This window comes from Sorangium sp. So ce693, from assembly GCF_051521375.1.
Taxonomy (GTDB): Bacteria; Myxococcota_A; Polyangia; order Polyangiales; family Polyangiaceae; genus Sorangium; species Sorangium atrum.
Genome location: NZ_CP150347.1, coordinates 2,775,250 through 2,792,832, shown reverse-complemented (window position 1 = coordinate 2,792,832; position 17,583 = coordinate 2,775,250). Strand labels below are relative to the sequence as shown.

General features: G+C 68.8%; 13 protein-coding genes and 1 pseudogene. 12 read left to right on the top strand and 2 right to left on the bottom strand.

The annotated features are described in order from the left end of the window. Positions 1 to 329: 329 nt before the first annotated feature. Genes WMF14_RS10775 through WMF14_RS10765 form a run of 3 tightly spaced genes read left to right on the top strand, consistent with a single transcriptional unit; the run spans position 330 to position 4,468 of the window. Positions 330 to 1,145: an ABC transporter permease gene (locus tag WMF14_RS10775; protein WP_437800606.1), complete on the top strand. Its 816-nt coding sequence runs from the start codon at positions 330 to 332 to the stop codon at positions 1,143 to 1,145. A gap of 35 nt (positions 1,146 to 1,180) precedes the next feature. After that, complete coding sequence (locus WMF14_RS10770) at positions 1,181 to 2,125, top strand: ABC transporter substrate-binding protein (RefSeq protein ID WP_437800604.1); 945 nt, start codon at positions 1,181 to 1,183, stop codon at positions 2,123 to 2,125. 3 nt (positions 2,126 to 2,128) lie between these two features. After that, complete coding sequence (locus WMF14_RS10765) at positions 2,129 to 4,468, top strand: hypothetical protein (RefSeq protein ID WP_437800602.1); 2,340 nt, start codon at positions 2,129 to 2,131, stop codon at positions 4,466 to 4,468. A gap of 253 nt (positions 4,469 to 4,721) precedes the next feature. Here WMF14_RS10765 and WMF14_RS10760 read toward each other — a convergent pair whose 3' ends face one another. Beyond that, the gene (locus WMF14_RS10760) at positions 4,722 to 6,224 is read right to left on the bottom strand and encodes a hypothetical protein (protein WP_437800600.1); all 1,503 of its coding nucleotides are present in this window, start codon (positions 6,222 to 6,224) and stop codon (positions 4,722 to 4,724) included. A gap of 455 nt (positions 6,225 to 6,679) precedes the next feature. Here WMF14_RS10760 and WMF14_RS10755 point away from each other — a divergent pair, with 455 nt between their 5' ends. Beyond that, positions 6,680 to 7,972: a hypothetical protein gene (locus WMF14_RS10755; protein WP_437800598.1), complete on the top strand. Its 1,293-nt coding sequence runs from the start codon at positions 6,680 to 6,682 to the stop codon at positions 7,970 to 7,972. 32 nt (positions 7,973 to 8,004) lie between these two features. Here WMF14_RS10755 and WMF14_RS10750 read toward each other — a convergent pair whose 3' ends face one another. Beyond that, the gene (locus WMF14_RS10750; RefSeq protein ID WP_437800596.1) at positions 8,005 to 8,670 is read right to left on the bottom strand and encodes a hypothetical protein; all 666 of its coding nucleotides are present in this window, start codon (positions 8,668 to 8,670) and stop codon (positions 8,005 to 8,007) included. A gap of 655 nt (positions 8,671 to 9,325) precedes the next feature. On the opposite strand from WMF14_RS10750, the gene WMF14_RS10745 reads away from it, so the two are divergent. From WMF14_RS10745 to WMF14_RS10710, 8 genes and pseudogenes are all read left to right on the top strand, one after another. Further along, positions 9,326 to 9,970 (top strand): hypothetical protein, encoded by a 645-nt coding sequence (locus WMF14_RS10745; protein ID WP_437800594.1) that lies wholly within the window; start codon positions 9,326 to 9,328, stop codon positions 9,968 to 9,970. Between the two features lie 123 nt (positions 9,971 to 10,093). Beyond that, positions 10,094 to 11,146 (top strand): NAD(P)H-dependent flavin oxidoreductase, encoded by a 1,053-nt coding sequence (locus tag WMF14_RS10740; protein ID WP_437800593.1) that lies wholly within the window; start codon positions 10,094 to 10,096, stop codon positions 11,144 to 11,146. A gap of 74 nt (positions 11,147 to 11,220) precedes the next feature. Next, positions 11,221 to 11,610, top strand: coding sequence for a VOC family protein (locus WMF14_RS10735; protein WP_437800591.1), 390 nt, complete (start codon positions 11,221 to 11,223; stop codon positions 11,608 to 11,610). A 161-nt stretch (positions 11,611 to 11,771) separates the two neighbouring features. Further along, complete coding sequence (locus WMF14_RS10730; RefSeq protein ID WP_437800589.1) at positions 11,772 to 12,539, top strand: HNH endonuclease; 768 nt, start codon at positions 11,772 to 11,774, stop codon at positions 12,537 to 12,539. A gap of 273 nt (positions 12,540 to 12,812) precedes the next feature. Continuing rightward, positions 12,813 to 13,139, top strand: coding sequence for an addiction module protein (locus WMF14_RS10725; protein WP_437800587.1), 327 nt, complete (start codon positions 12,813 to 12,815; stop codon positions 13,137 to 13,139). A gap of 251 nt (positions 13,140 to 13,390) precedes the next feature. After that, positions 13,391 to 14,250, top strand: a pseudogene (locus WMF14_RS10720) (NAD(P)H-dependent flavin oxidoreductase). A 497-nt stretch (positions 14,251 to 14,747) separates the two neighbouring features. Beyond that, positions 14,748 to 15,101, top strand: a complete 354-nt coding sequence (locus WMF14_RS10715; protein WP_437800585.1) for a hypothetical protein — start codon at positions 14,748 to 14,750, stop codon at positions 15,099 to 15,101. Positions 15,102 to 16,508: 1,407 nt separating this feature from the next. After that, positions 16,509 to 17,561 (top strand): NAD(P)H-dependent flavin oxidoreductase, encoded by a 1,053-nt coding sequence (locus WMF14_RS10710; protein ID WP_437800584.1) that lies wholly within the window; start codon positions 16,509 to 16,511, stop codon positions 17,559 to 17,561. Positions 17,562 to 17,583: the final 22 nt, after the last annotated feature.

The following is a 17,583-nucleotide window of genomic DNA, read 5'->3' as shown; positions in this document are numbered from 1 at the left end:
CGTCTCCTCACGGCGACGGCAAAATCGCCGGTCGTATGCGATTTTTTGCCATTGGCACGTCCTGTGCGATCCCTGTGCGATCACCAGTCGATTCAGTGTTCGCGCGGCCGACGTTCGCGCCTGGCCGAGCGCGCGTGAGCGGCGCCGGTGGTGTGGGATTGCGTTGTCGGACTTCGTCTCACGATCGAAAACCATTTGATGTCCCTCGTCCTCATCTCCGCGCGTGCCCCGGCTGATCATGCCATGGATGTGCGCCCCCGCACTCCCATCGTCGTCAGGCTGATCCGCGACGTGAGATCGAAGACGCTCGATGGCCCGAGGGTCGTGTCGTGACGAGCGACGCCGAGCCCAGCCCGCTCGCCGTGCCCGTTCCCAGGCGCCCCTTCCGCTGGGACGTGGCGCGCGCTTCGGGTCTTGCGCTGGCCGGCGTGGCCCTGCTGTTCGGCGGCTGGGGCGCGGCGTCGCTGTGGCTCGACAACGCGATCCTGCTGCCCTCGCCCTGGGCCATGCTGCGCGGCTTTCACGAGGTCGTGCAGGACGGCACGCTGCTCGTCGACGTCGCCGCCAGCCTGAAGCGGGTGCTGAGCGGCTTTTCGCTGGCGGCGTTCACGGCGGTGCCTCTGGCCTTGCTCGTGGTGTCGTTTCCCTCGCTGAGCCAGCTGCTCCTGCCGGTGCTCTCCCTTCTGCGCCCCATCCCGCCCATCGCCTGGGTCCCCATCGCCATCCTGTGGTTCGGCCTCGGCGATCATCCGAGCTATTTCGTCACCGCCGTCGCGGCCTTCTTCCCGATCTTCCTCAACGCCCTCGGCGGCGCTCGCGCGGTCGACTCGCAGCACCTGCGCGCGGCGCGCTGCCTGGGAGCGCGCCGGCTGTCGCTCCTGCGCTTCGTGTACCTGCCGTCGTCGCTGCCCCACGTGTGGACGGGCCTCAAGATCGGCCTCGGTCAGTCGTGGATGGCCGTGGTGACCGCGGAGCTGGTCGCCGCTCGCTCCGGGCTGGGACACATGATCGAGCTGAACCGGCTCCAGCTCGAGACGCCGCGCGTGTTCGTCGGCATGTCGATGATCGCCATCATCGGGGCGTTGATGACGTGCGTGCTCGGCAGCCTGGAAGCCTGGATCTTCCCTTGGAAGAAGGCGGACTGAAGGTCCTTCGAACGAAGCGAGACGAAGAGAACATCATGAGTCGAGGAGTGAGGAGGTTCGGCTGGATCGCCGCGCTGACGGCGCTGACGGCCATCGCGCTGGCGCTCGCGTGGCCCCGGGCCCCGAGCGCCCAGCCGCTGGCCGTGCGCGTAGGTTATGCCACCGCGCTGCACGGCGAGATCGCGAAGGTCCTGGGCAAGACGGACATCGGCAAAGGGCACGGCATCGCGGTGCAGGCCGCCTTCTTCCAGTACGGGCCGCCGCAGATCGAGGCCCTGGTCTCCAGGAGCCTCGACGTCGCGTTCACGTCGCTCGTGCCCACGGCCACGTACCTGTCCAAGCAACCGGGCGCGGTGACGGTGATCGCCGCCGTGGGCGAGTCTGGCCACGGCCTGGTCGTGCCCGCCGACAGCCCGGCGCGGTCGCTCGCGGATCTGAGGGGAAAGACAATCGCCGTCGCCTTCGGCACGGACTCACAGGTCGATCTGCTCGCGGCGCTGCGGGAGGCCGGGCTGAACCCGGCGGCAGACGTCACGCTCGTCAACGTGCCGCCGAACGCGCAGCCCGCCACGCTCGAGCAGAGGCAGGCGGACGCGGTGCTGCTGCGCCAGCCTCAGCTGCTCAAGTTCAGCCAGAAGGGCGCGCGGGTGATCCAGCGCTGGCCGCATCACCTCTGGGCCATCGCACGCACCGAGTTCCTCGCGGAGCATCCCGGCGTGCGCGAGCGACTGGTGGCGGCGATCCAGGAAGCAGCGCAGTTCGTGGCGGCGAACCCTCAGCGGACGGCGGAGTGGTTCGCCGAGGATCTGCGCCTCGAGCCCTCGCTCGTGCAGCAGATCTCGGCCGAGAACCCGCTGTATGCCGCGGGCAAGCAGCTGTCGGTCGCGGTCTCGCCCGAGCTCAGGGCCTTCGCCGATCGGCGCGCGCAGGAGCTCGTCGACTTCGGGCTGACGAAGAACCGCGCCGTGTTCGTGTACTGAGCCGTGGCGACCACCGTGATTGCCCCGGAGGGGCTCGAAGCGTATCTCGCGGGATTGCCGTTCCTCGGCTCGCTCAGCGCATCGACCGGCGAAGTGCGCGCAGGGGCCGTGGAAGAGATCCTCCTTGTGTACGAGGTCGGCGCTTCGGGCATCGCCGACAGCGGCCGGCTGAAGATCACGTTCAAGTTCTACTCGGACTGGGGCGAGCTGCAGACGCACGAGCCGCGAGCGCGCGACTACGTGAGCGCGCGCTTCGTTCCGAGGGCGAGCTTCCCCGGCGAGAGCCCGGCGACGCTCCGGCGCCTCGCCGTCAAGTACGACACCAAGGGGCACGAGCGCCCGTACCAGAAGGCGGTCATCGTGGACCTCGTCGACGGCTTCGCGCGCCCCGGTGATCGCATCGAGGTGCGCCTCGGGGATCGCTCGCACGGCGGAGCCGGCACGCGCGTGCAGACGTTCGTGGAGGACGCGTTCAGGTTCCGCGCGTACGTGGACGTGACAGGCACGTCGCGGCTGGCGGCGGTCCCCGGCGACATCGTGCTCCGCGTCGCTGCCGGACCCCCGCACGCGCTGCGGGTGCTCACGCCGCGCGCGGCTCGGCCCGGCGTGAGCGCGCCGGTGGTGGTGCGGCTCGACGACGCCTGGGGCAACCCGTGCGCGCTCGCGGATGCCCGGGTGAGCTTCTCGCTACGGGGCGGCGCGGCGGCGAGCGAGACGGCGAGCGAGACGGTGACTTGGGTGGCCGGCGCGCGCGCGCTTCGGCACGGGGTCCGGCCTTCGGAGGCGGGCGACCACCGGCTGGAGGTGCGCGTCGACAGCGGAAAGGAGACATGGGTCTCGTCCGTTCCGCTCTCGATTGGCGAGCTGCCCAGCGAGCGCCCGTACTTCGCCGACCTGCACGTGCACGCGCACGACACCGTTGGCACCAACTCCACCGCCTCCAACCTGAGCTTTGCGCGTGACCTCGCCGGGCTCGACGTGCTCGGCTACACGGTGAACGATTTCCAGATCACGGATCGCGACTGGACCTCGGCGCTGGCCGACATCGCGCGCTTCCACGCGGACGGCCGTTTCGTGTGCTTCCCGGGCACCGAGTGGTGCGGCAACAGCGCCGTGGGAGGAGACCACAACGTCGTCTTCCTCTCCGACGAGGTGCGTTTCCCGAACGACGCGACCGGCAGGTCGTTGCGCTCGTTCGAGTGGCACGAGCACATGCGCGGGGCGGCGCCGGAGCCCGGCCGCTGGCCGCTCACGGCGCTCTACGCGGCGTACCAGGACGCGCCGGAGCGCTTTCTCTTGATCCCTCACGTGGGCGGTCGCCGCGCGAGCCTCGACTACCATCACCCGGAGCTCGAGCGGCTGTGCGAGCTATCGTCGTCCTGGGGGCACTTCGAGTGGCTGTTCTCGGAAGCGCTCGCCCGCGGCTACCGGCTCGGCGCCAGCGCCTCCGGCGACGAGCACCGCGGGCGACCGGGCGGGGGCGCCCCGGGCGCCTCGATCTTCGGCGTGCGCGGCGGCCTCACCGGCGTGCTCAGCCCGGCGCTCGACCGCGCCGCCATCGGCCTGGCCCTGCGCCAGCGCCGAACGTGGGCAACTACCGGCGAGCGCAACGTCGCGCTCGTGGGGTCGGGAGCGCACGTGCAGGGCGACGAGCTCGAGCACGCGGGGCCGCTGCCCGTGCGTTACCGGGTGCTCGGGCACTCGGGGTGGGAGTACGTCGCGCTCAAAGATCACCGAGGCGTGGTCTGGGAGCGCGACCTGCACCGCGAGCTCGGCTACGCCGCGAACCGGTTGCGCGTGCGCTGGGGCGGCGCGCGCGTGCGCGATCGCTATCGCTGGGCCACCTACGCGCTGTCGCTGCGAGTGAGCGGCACGGCCGTCGAAGACTGGACGGCGCGCGGCTTCGAGCACCCCGAGGAGAGCGTGAGTGCGCTGTCCGACGGGCGCTTCGAGGTGCGGAGCACCACCCACGGCGACGCGGACGAGCTCGATCTCCGGCTGATCTCGCTGCGGGACGCCCGGCTCACGCTCGACGTGCGCGTGAGCGGCTTCGATGGCCAGCCCTGGGGAGAGGCGGCGCAGCTCGAAGTGCATGGAGGCGCGTTGCTCGACGAGGGTCGGGTTCATTTCGATCTCGGCGGCGAGGGCCTCTTCGTCGCGGTCGAGCGCGTGACGGACGCGGTGCTGCCGCTGGAGCTCACGGGCGAGCTGACGCTGCCCTGGAGCGCTCCACCACCGGCGCTCGATGGGCAAGCGCCCGCCTATCCCGTGTACCTCTTCGGGCGCGAGATCGGTGACGCCAAGGTCTGGACGAGCCCGCTCTTCGTGCGCTGGACTCGCTAGCTCCGCTCTCGTGAGGGCGCTTTTCACAGGGTGTGAGGTGAGCCGCGGCTTGTTCCGGTGTGAGTAGGAGTTCAGAGCGGCAGGCTCAGGGAGCGAATCGCCGGCGCAGGGTGTCCGGAGGGCGCAGGGGGGCAGCGCGCAGGGGCTGCGCCGTCACGAGCGATAGGGGCACACCCGCCCAACGGGCGAGCGTCGCCATCGCGTAGTACGGCTCCAGGCTGAGATAAGACGCATCGGAGCCCGCGCCTGGGCCTCAGGGCGCCAGCCTGACGACAAAGCCGCTGCGGTTGGTCGGATTGGAGAGCGGGCCGTGGCCGAAGTCGATCGTGCCATCCACGAAGCCGGCGACGACCACATGCCCGGTCGCATCGACCGCGACGCCCGTCGCCACCTGCGTCTGGATCCTGTTCCCGTACGTCCGCTCCCATAGCAGCCGGCCCGCCGGGTCGAACTTCGCGATCAGCGCGTCACCATAGTAATCGTACGGCGAGTCGCGCGGGTTTTTGACCTGGCCGGCGAGCAGCACGTTCCCGCTGGTGTCCACGGCCATGCTGCTCATCCGCCAATCGTACGGCCCCCCATAGCCCCGGCTCCACAGGTGCGCGCCGGCGAGGTCGAGCTTCGCGACGAAGCTGCTGGTCACGCCCGAGCTGCTGGACGGCGAGAGCGGACCGCCGCCGAGCTCGATGCTCCCCTTGAAGGAGCCCGAGATCACGACGTCGCCGGCCGCGTCGAGGGCGACGCCGGTCAGGCTCTGCGCTCCGGCGTCGCCGTAGCGCGCGCCCCAGACCGGGTTGCCCGCCGCGTCGAGGCGGACGAGGAGAGCGTCTGCGTCCCCGGCGCTGGTCAGCGCGGTGGATCCGACCTCGATCGTGCCCAACAGGCTGCCCGCGACCAGGATCGAGCCTGCGTCGTCGACGGCCACCGCGGAGGCCCGCAGATCGTCGTAGCTGCCCAGGTCGCGGCTCCACAGCGCGACCCCGGCCGGGTCGAGCCTGGCCACGACGACGTCTCGATCATCGTAGCCGGTCGTGGTCATCGGGTCGGCGCCGAGATCGACGTCCTCCCGGAACACGCCGGCGATGACCAGGTCCCCCGCCGGATCGAGGGCCAAAGCCGTGATGGTCCCATACCCGGGGATGGCCTGCTGCCACTGCACGGTCCCCGCAGGATCGAGCCCGATCACCCGCGGACCGAGGCCGGCAAAGACGATGTTTCCCTCGCCATCGACGGCCACCACGGAGCAGTCATAGAAGCCTACAGGATCGTCGAAGCGGTGGGTCCAGAGATGCTCGCCGGCCGCGTCGAGCTTGGTGATGAAGCAATTCAGGTCGTACTCCGAGGTGGCGGAAACCTGCTCGCCGCAGACCTGGAGGGCGCCGGAGAAGACCCCGACGACGACGGTATTGCCGGCGGCGTCCACCACGACGGCATTGGGCACGAGGGCGGCAGGCACGACGCCCTCGCCCGAGTCCCACTCTCCCTGGCTGAGCAACAGACGGCTCCAACTCCCATCGCTCCCGTCTCCGCCCAGGCAAACCCCTTGCCCGCCGCCCTGCCCTCCGGCGCCGCCCTGCCCTCCGGCGCCGCCCTGCCCTCCGGCGCCGCCCTGCCCTCCGGCGCCGCCCTGCCCTCCGGCGCCCCCCGGCGATCCACCGGCCGCCTGTTCGCCGTTGCTGGAGCCTATCGAGAGGGAGGTGCACGCGGCGGGCATCAGCGAGGCGGCGATGCAAGCGAGGAAGAAGGCGTGGCGCATGTGGCTCAAGATAGCAGCGAAGGCGGCTGGCGAAAGAAGGCGCCGCGCCGTCGTGCTCCCGGGCGAAGGCCACCGTGCGGCCAGGATCGAGGATCCGTTCGATCACCCGTGGATCCTGTCGACGGTCACTCCGTGGAGGAGATGCAGCCACGAGACCGCCGTCCCCTCCGCGCTCGATGGCCGACGTCGTTCTCGTGGTCGGGCAGGCCCAGCTTGCCGGAGCGGCTCCCCTTGTAGGTCGTCGTGCCGTTCAGGGCGGCGGCGCGGCCAGCTCGGCACGCCGCCCGGCGCCGTCGCCCGCACCTCCTCGCAGGCAGGCCTGCGCATCGGAGTTCCCTCTCTGCTCGCTCCGGAGGTCATGTACCCTGCCCTCCAGGAGGTCTGCAGCGATGGCCAAGGTGACCGCGCTGGGAATGGACACGATCACGGAGAAGTCGGGCCATCAGACGTAGCTCATGGCAGTGTGGCCCACAGCGCCTTCTCCGCCGCCGAACCAGGCTGACATCGATCGCGTGCTCGACACCTGGCGTGCCGCCGCGCCGCCGGAGCTCCGCCGGTACGTGGATGCGTTCTGGCAGGAGGGGCGTGCCGTGCTCGACGCCGAGGCGTATGGCGCGGCCCTGGGAGCCTTGCGCGCAGCCCGGGGCGAGCCGACCGAGATGGCCTGGGCGCTCGGTGCCTGGTACGGCGCGCGCCGGGGTCGCTGGGACGAGGCGTATGCCTTCGAGGCGGTGCCTGAGGCGATGCTTCGCAGCATCGGTGCCCACGTGGTGTTCGAGGCAGCGCTCGCGGGTGTGCCCGCCGCGGCGCGCACAGGGATCACGAGGTTCTTGGTCGAGCAGATCACCTGGCGCGCGCGATGGGGGATCGAGCAGCGTATGCCGCTGGAGGTGCGCGAGGCGCTCCTGGCCGCGGCTCGGGACTCCGGCGCTCAGGAGAACATCGTTCGCGCCAGGCGCCTGTTGTTCGGCGAGGGCGACCTCGCCCCGCCGGGAACCAAGCTTGTCGCGGCGTCGTCGGGGGGGCGGTTCAATCGCCTTTGCACGGATGGTGCCCGCGCATTCGGCATCGATGGTCATGAGCTCGCGCGGCTGGAGAGAGGCCATGGCGCCACCGAGCTGGCCAGGCTCCTCGCCCCCGGGAGCCCGCTCGCCGCTCGCGAGGGCAGCTTGTTCTTTCTCCGGCGCAGCGGCGTGCACAGCATCTCGGTGGAAGGCGGAGAGGACCGCTCCCGCCTCGGCCCGCTCTTCAACTGGCCATCCGGCCGCCTGCGACGCGCCCTCTGGCGCTTCACGGAGGCGCGCGACGCGGCGCTCGCCCGCCTCGTCCCGAACGACGCCGATCTGCTCCCGCTCGACCCCGGTTACGACGCCTGCGACGCCTACGAGGCCTTCGGCGGCCGGCTGCCGGCCGCCCTGCGGCTGCGCTCGTTCTGGGGCTGCGACGTTCCGCGCGGGCTCCTGCACGAGGTGCCGAAGCGCGGCTCTCCCCGGAACGTCGCGCTCGGCGGCCGCCCTGTCTGGCTGGGCGCGACCGAACCGGGTGTGCTCGTCGTCGTGGTGCGCGCTGACGACGAGGCGGCCGTGCTCGCGGTCGACGAGGGCGGCCCGGCCCGCTCGCTGGGCGCGTTCCGCGGCCGGGCGGACGACGTGCTCGCCGTGCTGCGCGTGGGCGGCGAGGCGTGGCTCCACCTCGCTGCGCCGCTCGGCGACATCGTCGTGGCGCTGGAGGGTGCCGCCGGCGCATGACACCGCTGCATGGGCACTCTACTGCGGCACGGTCAGCGCCCCGCGCGCCGGCGACGATCGATGAGCGCGGTCACGATCGGGAACAACGGCAGCGCCATCAGCACGTAGAACCCCGGCTCGTCGAACGCGGGCCCGCGCGGCCGGTAGATGCCGCCGCTGAGCAGACACGTCGCGAGGTACGCCACCAGGATGGCCGCCCCGCACAGGCTCCACAGCCGCAGGTCGATCGGTGCTGGTGACGAGGCGCGCGCGGCCCGCGGCGTGGCGTCCGGCGCGTCGAGGACGCCGCGCCACCGCTCGACGTCCCACAGCGCCAGCCCGACCAGGCCCGCGAACATCAGCGTGACGACCGTCGCCGTCGGGACGACCGCCGTGCTCCAGCAGAACGCCAGGATCGCGCCCGTCACCGGCAGCGCCATGAATGCGCCGGCCGTCGCGAACCGCTGCGTCATGAGCAGCGTCGCGGCCACCAGCTGGACCACGCCCACGAACGTGTAGAAGTGCCCGGTCGCGTGGAACGCGTGCAAGAACTCGTGGAACGGGCCGCGATTCCCCGGATCCGTGAACGGCTCGCCGAGGATCTTCTTCAGCCCCGCCGGCAGGAACGCGAAGCCGATCAGGATGCGCAGGTTCACCACGGCGAGGTGCGCCCACCGGCGCTGCCGGAACCAGGCGACCATCGCCTCGATGCGGTCCATCACGGAGTCCACGGGCCGCGCAGTGTAGCCGCTGGCACACCACTGTCTCGGCCTGCGGCGGCGGAATCGACCACCGCGCCGCCGGTCGTCGTGCCGCCGGCTGCTGGCGCCGCCCCGCCCGCGGCCTCCGCGGCACCTTCTGCGTCGCGAGCCGCTCGGGCTGTGGGGCCACGGTCGAGAGGGTTCCCTGAGCAACGGGGAAGTCCCCAACGACCCATATCTTCCCATGGGAGGATAGCCCGTACAAAACCATTCTGACCGATGAATCGTCGGATCATGGAGCGGATTGATAGATGTCCTGCGACCTCCTGATGAGGGGGCCGCGCCGTGTCCTCCAGGCGCGATGCGGCACGACGCCTCTGGCTGCGCGCCCGCCGCGCCCCTCCCCCCAGGCGCCACCGGCCCCGGAAAGGCGGCGACTGCCACCGGTCCTGGACCGATCTACCCTATGGCGCTGGACAGCATTCGAGCCTTGCGGCGTAGCACCGATCCGTGAGATTTTCCGTGGAGAGAGGCAACAAAAGGCGACGAGCTAGACAGATTTGGTCCGGAGGTTTCGGCTGATCGATTGACGGATGGTTGGGCGGGCCTATGGCCTCACGGTGCCATGCCCGTGGAGCGTCGTGACGCAACGAAGAGAACATGAGGACATCGCATGATCGAGCTGATGCGCAGACTCCAGAAGGAAGCGCGCGCCTTGAAGTCCGCGGCGACCGACATTGTCCGTTACGCTGAAGCGCGCTTTCGAATCCGCAAGTTCATCCAGTCCGGCGCCGCCGGTCATGCCTTGTCCACCATCAATGTGATGGTGCTCGGAGCCGAGTCCGCGCTGATGGAAGCGAAGAAGAATCTAGCAGTACTGAAAGCAGATTATCAGCGCGCGTTGAAGGCGCTCGAGCATGAAGCTGGCGCGGCGCCGGACCGGCGTGCGCAGGCGAAATGGGCTCTGGTAGGCGGGGATGCCGCAGCGGCATCCGAAGCGGAGAGGCGCGCAGCCGCAACGGAGCACGAACGTGCCGTTGCTCGGAAGCGTGCCGAGCTGGAGTACCTCGCCAACCACGTCAACCAAGTCGTTCGGGAACTACGCCGCATCGACGCGGCCATTCGGCTCGCGAAGGACGCCAGAGATCAGTGGTACGCCGAGCGATCCGTCGCAGACGCCCGCGCGTCTGCAGCGGCCGCTGCGGCCCAAGCGCGCGGTCTGGCAACGATGATGGAAGCCGCGTCCGCCATGGCGATGGCGCTCAACCCAGCCACTCCAGACGACTCGCCGCGGCGCACCGCGAATGGCGGCAACTGACTCCGGCCGCCCAACCCGCCGCTGGTACCGACGGCCGCGCTGCGCGTCCGCGGCAGACCGGCACGTCGGGCGGATGTGGACAAAAACTGGACTCTGCCTCGGGCGTGGATCATGGAGATTCCCATGACGACGCTGCAAAAGCTCCTTGGAATCGATTTCCCCATCATCCAGGCACCCATGGCCGGCGTGCAGGGCAGCGCGCTCGCGGTCGCCGTTTCCAGCGCTGGTGGGCTCGGTTCGCTGCCCGGCGCCGTGCTGGGCCCGGACGCCCTGCGCAAGGAGCTGTCAGCCATCCGAGCGCAGACAACGAAGCCGTTCAACGTGAACTTCTTCTGTCACACGCGGCCCGAGCCCGATGCCGAGCGAGAAGCGATCTGGCGTGCCCGGCTCTCGCCGTACTTCGCTGAGCTCGGCGTCGATGCGAGCGCCATCCCGACCGGCCCCGGCCGATTGCCCTTCAGCGATGAGGCCGCTGGCGTGCTCGACGAGTTCAGGCCTGCTGTTGTGAGCTTTCACTTCGGCCTGCCCTCGGAGGCTCTGCTCTCGCGGGTGCGCCGCTGTGGCGCGAAGATCCTGTCCTCTGCGACGACGGTCGACGAGGCGCGCTGGCTGGAGGCGCGCGGCGTCGACGCGGTCATCGCCCAGGGCATCGAGGCGGGCGGTCATCGCGGCAGCTTCCTGTCCGACGATCTCAGCGTCCAGCTCGGCACCTTCGCGCTGGTGCCGCAGATCGTGGACGCCGTGAAGATCCCCGTCATCGCCGCGGGCGGCATCGCGGACGCGAGGGGTGTCGCGGCCGCCATGGCCCTCGGTGCGGCCGGCGTACAGATCGGGACGGCGTACCTGTTGTGCCCCGAGGCCACCACGAGCAGGGTGCATCGCGCGGCCCTCGAGAGCGACGCAGCCCGCACCACGGCGCTCACCAACCTGTTCACCGGGCGACCCGCTCGGGGCATCGTGAACCGCGTCATCAGGGAGCTGGGGCCGATGAGCGACGCCGTGCCAGCTTTTCCCTTGGCGACGTCGGCCATCGCGCCCCTGCGGGCCAAGGCCGAAAGCCAGGGCAGCGGCGACTTCTCGCCGCTCTGGGCGGGGCAAAACGCCAGCGGGTGTAAGGCAGTGCCAGCGGCCGATCTCACGCGACGACTCGCGGGTGCATTCCCAGGTGCACGCTGACGCCGCCCAGCCTGCCGGTAAATCCGACGGGCGCCCGCGGCTCATCGGCCGACGTTAGGCCGCAGGAGGAAGCCATGAAACGCACGTGGACAATCATCGGTGTTGCGGATGTTGCTCGTAGCTTCAAGTGGTATCAGTCGCTGTTTGGTCAACTGGAAACGAATCCCGCCCATGATGATTTCGGGCAAATACTAGACACCGATGGAACGGTGCTGCTTTGCCTTCACCAGTGGGGAGCCCACGAGCATCCACCGCTGACCAGCCCCGATCATGCTCAACCTGGCAATGGACTACTCTTGTTCTTTCGTGTGGACGACTTCAATGAGACGCTGCTTCGGGCACGCGCCCTTGTCGATCAACTGGAAGAGGAACCCCGCTTGAACCCCAATACCGGCACCAGCGAATTCGCGCTCCGTGATCCTGATGGGTATTACGTCATGGTCAGTGCGCTCGCCGCGGCCTGACAATCCATTCCCGTCGTGACGACCGTCGCGTCGTCGGATAGAGTCTGCGAGATGCTCCCAGCCCCGCTCCTCCTGTTCCCCTGCCGTACGTGCTTGCCGCCGTGAAAGCGCATGGGTTGCGACGTTAGACCGAGCAGCCGCCTGCTACTATGGATGGGCCCATGACGATGGTGAACGTATTCTTCTACCGTGAACAGCCCGATGCTCACGCGCGGTTACAACGCTGGCGCAGCGAGAACCCGGATGGCTTCCTGCTGAACTGCCTCACGACGACATCGGGCAAGCTGCATCGCACAGAGTGTCAGCACCTCGGGAACTCCACCTGGGAGAGCGATGGCACCGGCGGCGACCTCGTTCGGAAGAGGAAGGCGTGCGCACTCAACATCGACGCGCTTCGAGCGTGGGCCATCAACCACGGAGTCACTGTGAACATCTGCCGTGACTGCCGCCCGGCACAGGGCGAGGACCTGGTCGCCGCCGAGGCCACAGCAGTCGACGCGACCGGTGAGTTCGATCCCGCGGGAGTACAGGACGCCCGCGCGAAGACCATAAGCGCGATTGTTCGAAGACGGGGGCAGCCAGCATTTCGGCGGAAGCTGATTGAAGCGTACGACGGCTGCTGTGCCGTCGCCGGATGTGCTCTCCTGGCGTTACTGGACGCGGCCCACATCATCGCCTACCAGGGCCCAGACACGAATCACCCTCAGAACGGACTACTGTTGCGCACGGACATCCACACTCTCTTTGACCTTGGCCTGCTTGCAGTCGACACGGAGAGCATGAGCGTGATCACAGCAAAGGCACTTACCGGCTCCGATTACGCATCTCTTGCTGGCACGCCACTCCGCCAGCCACGGGATCGAGCGCTTTACCCGAGTAAGCCTGCGCTGGATCGCCATCGAGAGAAAGCTGGTCTAACGAGGCAATGAACCCGACGCTCGTCCTCCCTCGCCTTCGACACGGTCGGTCGCAGGCGGATTATCGCCAATCCGTTGGGCGGAGGAGTTAGAGAAGGCCGAAGTCCGCACGGAACCTGGATTTCAGCATCCCCGGTGCGGCGCTGCCCCTTGATGAGAGCCTCGCTGCTCGCCCCGCCAGCCCCGGCCCCGGCTGGCTGGTTCGCGCCGGTCCTGATGGCTGCGGGAGCGTAGGCCAGGGCGCACGGCTCGCCGTACCGGCGTGCCGTGTGGTAGGCTCCGGGCATGCCGAGCGACCTGGAAGACGTGCTGGCTGCTGCGCTACGCCTGCCTGGCAAGGCGCGGGCTGCTCTGGCAGCCGAACTGCTCCAGAGCCTGGACCAAGTCGACGCAGACGGCGATGATGTCGAGGAAGCCTGGACGGACGAGATCAAGCGCCGCCTGGACGATGTCGATGCGGGAACGGTGACGCCCATCCCATGGCCAGAGTCCCGTCGCCGCCTCCTCGCGGCAGCGGGTGGCCGTACTGGAGGAAGCGATGACAGGGCTCCTCGTGGCGCTGTATCACCCCAGGCGTCACTCTTGGCGCGAGCACTTCCCGATCGCGATTGAGGATGTCATTCAAGGGCTGATGGCCGAGGGGCGCGCCACAGTCCAGCTTCTGGACATGAACGGTGAGGGCCGAGCTCGCCTGCGTACGTTACTATTGCGCCGAAAACGGTACCCGTGAGTCGGCGCGGCGGCGCATACTGAACACGCTGCGGGTGCCGACGGCGCTCCGCGCTGCGGCACACCGGCAAGACGTTGGGCGGAAAGAAGACAAACAGCTGGACACTGCCCCAGCAGTGGAGCCGGAGATTCTCATGACGACGCTGCAAAAGCTCCTTGGAATCGATTTCCCCATCATCCAGGCACCCATGGCCGGCGTGCAGGACAGCGCGCTCGCGGTCGCCGTCTCGAGCGCTGGTGGCTCGGTTCGCTGCCGGGCGCCGTGCTGGGCCCGGACGCCCTGTGCAAGGAGCTGGCAGCCATCCGAGCGCAGACAACGAAGCCGTTCAACGTGAACTTCTTCTGTCACACGCGACCCGAGCCCAACGCCGAGCAAGAAGCGATCTGGCGTGCCCGACTCTTGCCGTACTTCGCCGAGGTCGGCGTCGATGCGAGCGCCATCCCGACCGGCCCCGGCCGATTGCCCTTCAGCGATGAGGCCGCGGATGTGCTCGACGAGTTCAGGCCTGCCGTGGTGAGCTTTCACTTCGGCCTGCCCTCGTAGGCTTTGCTCTCGCGGATGCGCGGCTGGAGCGCAAAGATCCTGTCCGCTGGGACGACGGTCGACGAGGCGCGCTGGCTGGAGGCGCGCGGCGTCGATGCGGTCATCGCCCAGGGCATTGAGGCGGGCGGTCATCGCGGCAGCTTCCTGTCCGACGATCTCAGCGTCCAGCTCGGCACCTTCGCGCTGGTGCCCCAGATCGTGGACGCCGTGAAGATCCCCGTCATCGCCGCGGGCGGCGTCGCGGACGCGCGGGGTGTCGCAGCCGCCATGGCGCTCGGTGCGGCCGGCGTGCAGGTCGGGACGGCCTACCTCTTGTGCCCGGAGGCCACCGATGGCAAGCGCGAGCGACCTGAACGACGCCGCGAGGGCCTTCGGTCCTCCGGGCTCGCTCGCCTCATGAGCATGAATGCGACCCGCATTCGAGCACAAACGTTGCGCGCTTGGGGGTAACAGAAGAGGAGCAGAGAAGAGAGAGGAGCGGCGAGGTGACGATCAGGGTGCGCGATGGACTAGGGGGTTGCTGCGCAGCGGCCCTGGTGTTGGCGCTGGGTCAGGCGGGCGCGACGGAACCGCCGCCCGGTTCCGCGCCGCAGATCTCGCCGGCACCGTCTCGGCCTGCAGCGGCGGACTCGACCACGGCGCCGCCGGTCGTCGTGCCGCCGGCTGCTGGCGCCGCCCCGCCCGTGCAGCCTGCGGGCGAGGCGGGGGGCGTAGCATCTCAGCCTCCGTCCGGCGTGAAGAGCATGCCACAGGCGGGGTATTCGCCGCCCGGGTACGCCCCGCCGCCCGACGGCTGGCGCGCTGGCCCATGGCAGCCCGTGAATCACTGCCCGGGCACAAAGGGCAACTCGCGGCTCGTCTGGTATGGCTGGAAGCACGTCATCGTGCTCGGCGGGAGTCTCCTGCTCGTGCCTATCGCCATCGGCGCCGAGACCCCGGAGCTCCTCGTGGTGAGCCTCAGCGGCATGGCGGTCGGCGGCCCGATCATCCACGGCGGTCACGGCAATTCCGGCAAGGCCTTGGCCAGCCTCGGCATCAACATCGGGGGCACGTTGGTCGGCGGCCTGATCGGAGCGAAGGCCGCCGGCAAGGCCGATGAAGGTGATTGGGTCGATCCTTCGGTCGCTGGCGCGATCCTCGGCGGCAGCCTCGGCCTGCTCGCGGCCAACATCGTCGATATCGCCGTCCTCCCGTACGAGGAAAGCGAACCGGAGAGCCATCGTTCCGCCCGCCTCCGGCTCGAGCCCCAGATCGGCTTCGCGCCCGGCGGCTTCACCGTCGGCCTCGGCGGCACCTTCTGAGTCGCGATCCGCTCGGGCTGTGGGGCCAGGATCGAGAGGGTACCCTGGGCAACGGAGGCGTGGGGGAGGCCACGAAAGGCAACGAACTGGTGGACTGTTCGACAGATCTTTCAACATAATCCGCGGTGGCCCGTCGAGCCCGCACACCGGCGGCGAGCCGCGCTCGGACGGCTCTGCTCCACGACCATGTTGAAAGACCCACCGAGCTGTCCACTGGACAGACCTCGTCCGGCGGCTTCGGTTGACCAATCGACTGATAGTTGAACAGACAACCCAACCTGCGCATGAAAACGACACAAGCACCGCTACTCGTGATACTCCTGTTGCACGCCGGCTGTGCCCAAAATGGTCCGTCGCCGCTGCCCCACGGCTCTGCAACTCTACCGCCAACCCCCGCCCAGGATATATCAAATAGCAGCTTGCCAGCATCGAAACAGCCAAGCCCGCCGAGCGTTACTGCGCAAGACGTCGTCAGCCTGCAAATCACCGCTGTCGCGAGCAGCCCCGGCTCCCATGCGTTCCGACTTCGCGAACGGGCATTGGTATGGTTCAAGACGCCAGGGTGCCCTGCTACTGGTATCACGCCGACACTTCGGCAAGACAGCACCGAATTGACGAGAATCGCGGAAGAGCACACGACTGAACTGCCGTCGGGCGTTTATCAACTTGGGTTCAGCTGGCCAGACGTGGATGCTCCCAAAGACACCGGCAACTGCACCGTCTTCTTCCAGGTGCGGTATCTCGCGGAGGCGCCATGCTCCGCGAAAGACGCACTATTTGGGGTTTTGCCGTTCGACAGCGAAGCGCCCAGCGTTGAGTCGATCGGCGACATCAACGCTGACGGCCGCGAGGACCACAGGGTGACATTCAGCGCGTCGCCGACACAAATGGGAACGCGCGTGGTGGTGTCCCAGGAGCCTCCGGCATGCGTTCGCACCGTATTCGACGGCGTTGGCCATGTGGTACCTCTGCCTGAATCGAAAAATGGATGGAAGCGGCTCTACCTTCTAGAGTCCGAGTATCTGGCGACAGGCGCCCCGGATTGGCTTGCAAGGACCTATGGTTCAACGTGGTCCGTCACGTGGTACCTCGATTATGAAACCAGCTCTCGGTCCTACCGCAAGAGCGATGCCCCGGTTCGTTGCGAGAGAACTGACGGTGTTCAGCGTGCCCTCGGAGATCCAGGCCCGAACTCCCGAGCCACGCTCATCCCCAATACCTCATGTCGACCTTCGTACTGGCAGAGGAACGACTAGCGCATCGTGCAGGTGAGCATGGGCCGTCCAACCCGGCGTTGCTACCGATGGGCCCTTCGCTTACGCTCAGGTCCCACGGCCGAACGCTCTCTGTCGGGCGAAAAAAGGACAAAAGCTGGACTCTGCATCGGCCGTGGATCTGGAGATTCTCATGACGACGCTGCAAAAGCTCCTTGGAATCGATTTCCCCATCATCCAGGCACCCATGGCCGGCGTGCAGGGCAGCGCGCTCGCGATCGCGGTCTCCAGCGCTGGTGGGCTCGGTTCGCTGCCCGCCGCCGTGCTGGGCCCGGACGCCCTGCGCAAGGAGCTGTCAGCCATCCGAGCGCAGACGACGAAGCCGTTCAACGTGAACTTCTTCTGTCACACGCGGCCCGAGCCCGACGCCGAGCGAGAAGCGATCTGGCGTGCCCGGCTCTCGCCGTACTTCGCTGAGCTCGGCGTCGATGCGAGCGCCATCCCGACCGGCCCCGGCCGATTGCCCTTCAGCGATGAGGCCGCTGACGTGCTCGACGAGTTCAGGCCTGCTGTTGTGAGCTTTCACTTCGGCCTGCCCTCGGAGGCTCTGCTCTCGCGGGTGCGCCGCTGGAGCGCGAAGATCCTGTCCTCTGCGACGACGGTCGACGAGGCGCGCTGGCTGGAGGCGCGCGGCGTCGACGCGGTCATCGCCCAGGGCATCGAGGCGGGCGGTCATCGCGGCAGCTTCCTGTCCGACGATCTCAGCGTCCAGCTCGGCACCTTCGCGCTGGTGCCGCAGATCGTGAACGCCGTGAAGATCCCCGTCATCGCCGCGGGCGGCATCGCGGACGCGAGGGGTGTTGCGGCCGCCATGGCCCTCGGTGCGGCCGGCGTGCAGATCGGGACGGCGTACCTGTTGTGTCCCGAGGCCACCACGAGCAGGGTGCATCGCGCGGCCCTCCAGAGCGACGCAGCCCGCACCACGGCGCTCACCAACCTCTTCAGCGGGCGACCCGCTCGGGGCATCGTGAACCGCGTCATGAGGGAGCTGGGGCCGATGAGCGGCGCCGTGCCAGCTTTTCCCTTGGCGGCGTCGGCCATCGCGCCCCTGCGCGCCAAGGCCGAAAGCCAGGGCAGCGGCGACTTCTCGCCGCTCTGGGCGGGGCAAAACGCCAGCGGGTGTAAGGCAGTGCCAGCGGCGGATCTCACGCGACGACTCGCGGGTGCACTCCCAGGTGCACGCTGACGCCGCCCAACCTGCCGGTAAA

Bases quoted from the DNA above. Each gene is read 5' to 3' on its own strand.
- WMF14_RS10725 (WP_437800587.1), top strand. From the start codon at position 12,813: ATGCCGAGCGACCTGGAAGACGTGCTGGCTGCTGCGCTACGCCTGCCT.
- WMF14_RS10730 (WP_437800589.1), top strand. From the start codon at position 11,772: ATGACGATGGTGAACGTATTCTTCTACCGTGAACAGCCCGATGCTCAC.
- WMF14_RS10745 (WP_437800594.1), top strand. From the start codon at position 9,326: ATGATCGAGCTGATGCGCAGACTCCAGAAGGAAGCGCGCGCCTTGAAG.
- WMF14_RS10755 (WP_437800598.1), top strand. From the start codon at position 6,680: ATGGCAGTGTGGCCCACAGCGCCTTCTCCGCCGCCGAACCAGGCTGAC.
- WMF14_RS10770 (WP_437800604.1), top strand. From the start codon at position 1,181: ATGAGTCGAGGAGTGAGGAGGTTCGGCTGGATCGCCGCGCTGACGGCG.
- WMF14_RS10735 (WP_437800591.1), top strand. From the start codon at position 11,221: ATGAAACGCACGTGGACAATCATCGGTGTTGCGGATGTTGCTCGTAGC.
- WMF14_RS10760 (WP_437800600.1), bottom strand. From the start codon at position 6,224: ATGCGCCACGCCTTCTTCCTCGCTTGCATCGCCGCCTCGCTGATGCCC.
- WMF14_RS10750 (WP_437800596.1), bottom strand. From the start codon at position 8,670: ATGGACCGCATCGAGGCGATGGTCGCCTGGTTCCGGCAGCGCCGGTGG.
- WMF14_RS10740 (WP_437800593.1), top strand. From the start codon at position 10,094: ATGACGACGCTGCAAAAGCTCCTTGGAATCGATTTCCCCATCATCCAG.
- WMF14_RS10710 (WP_437800584.1), top strand. From the start codon at position 16,509: ATGACGACGCTGCAAAAGCTCCTTGGAATCGATTTCCCCATCATCCAG.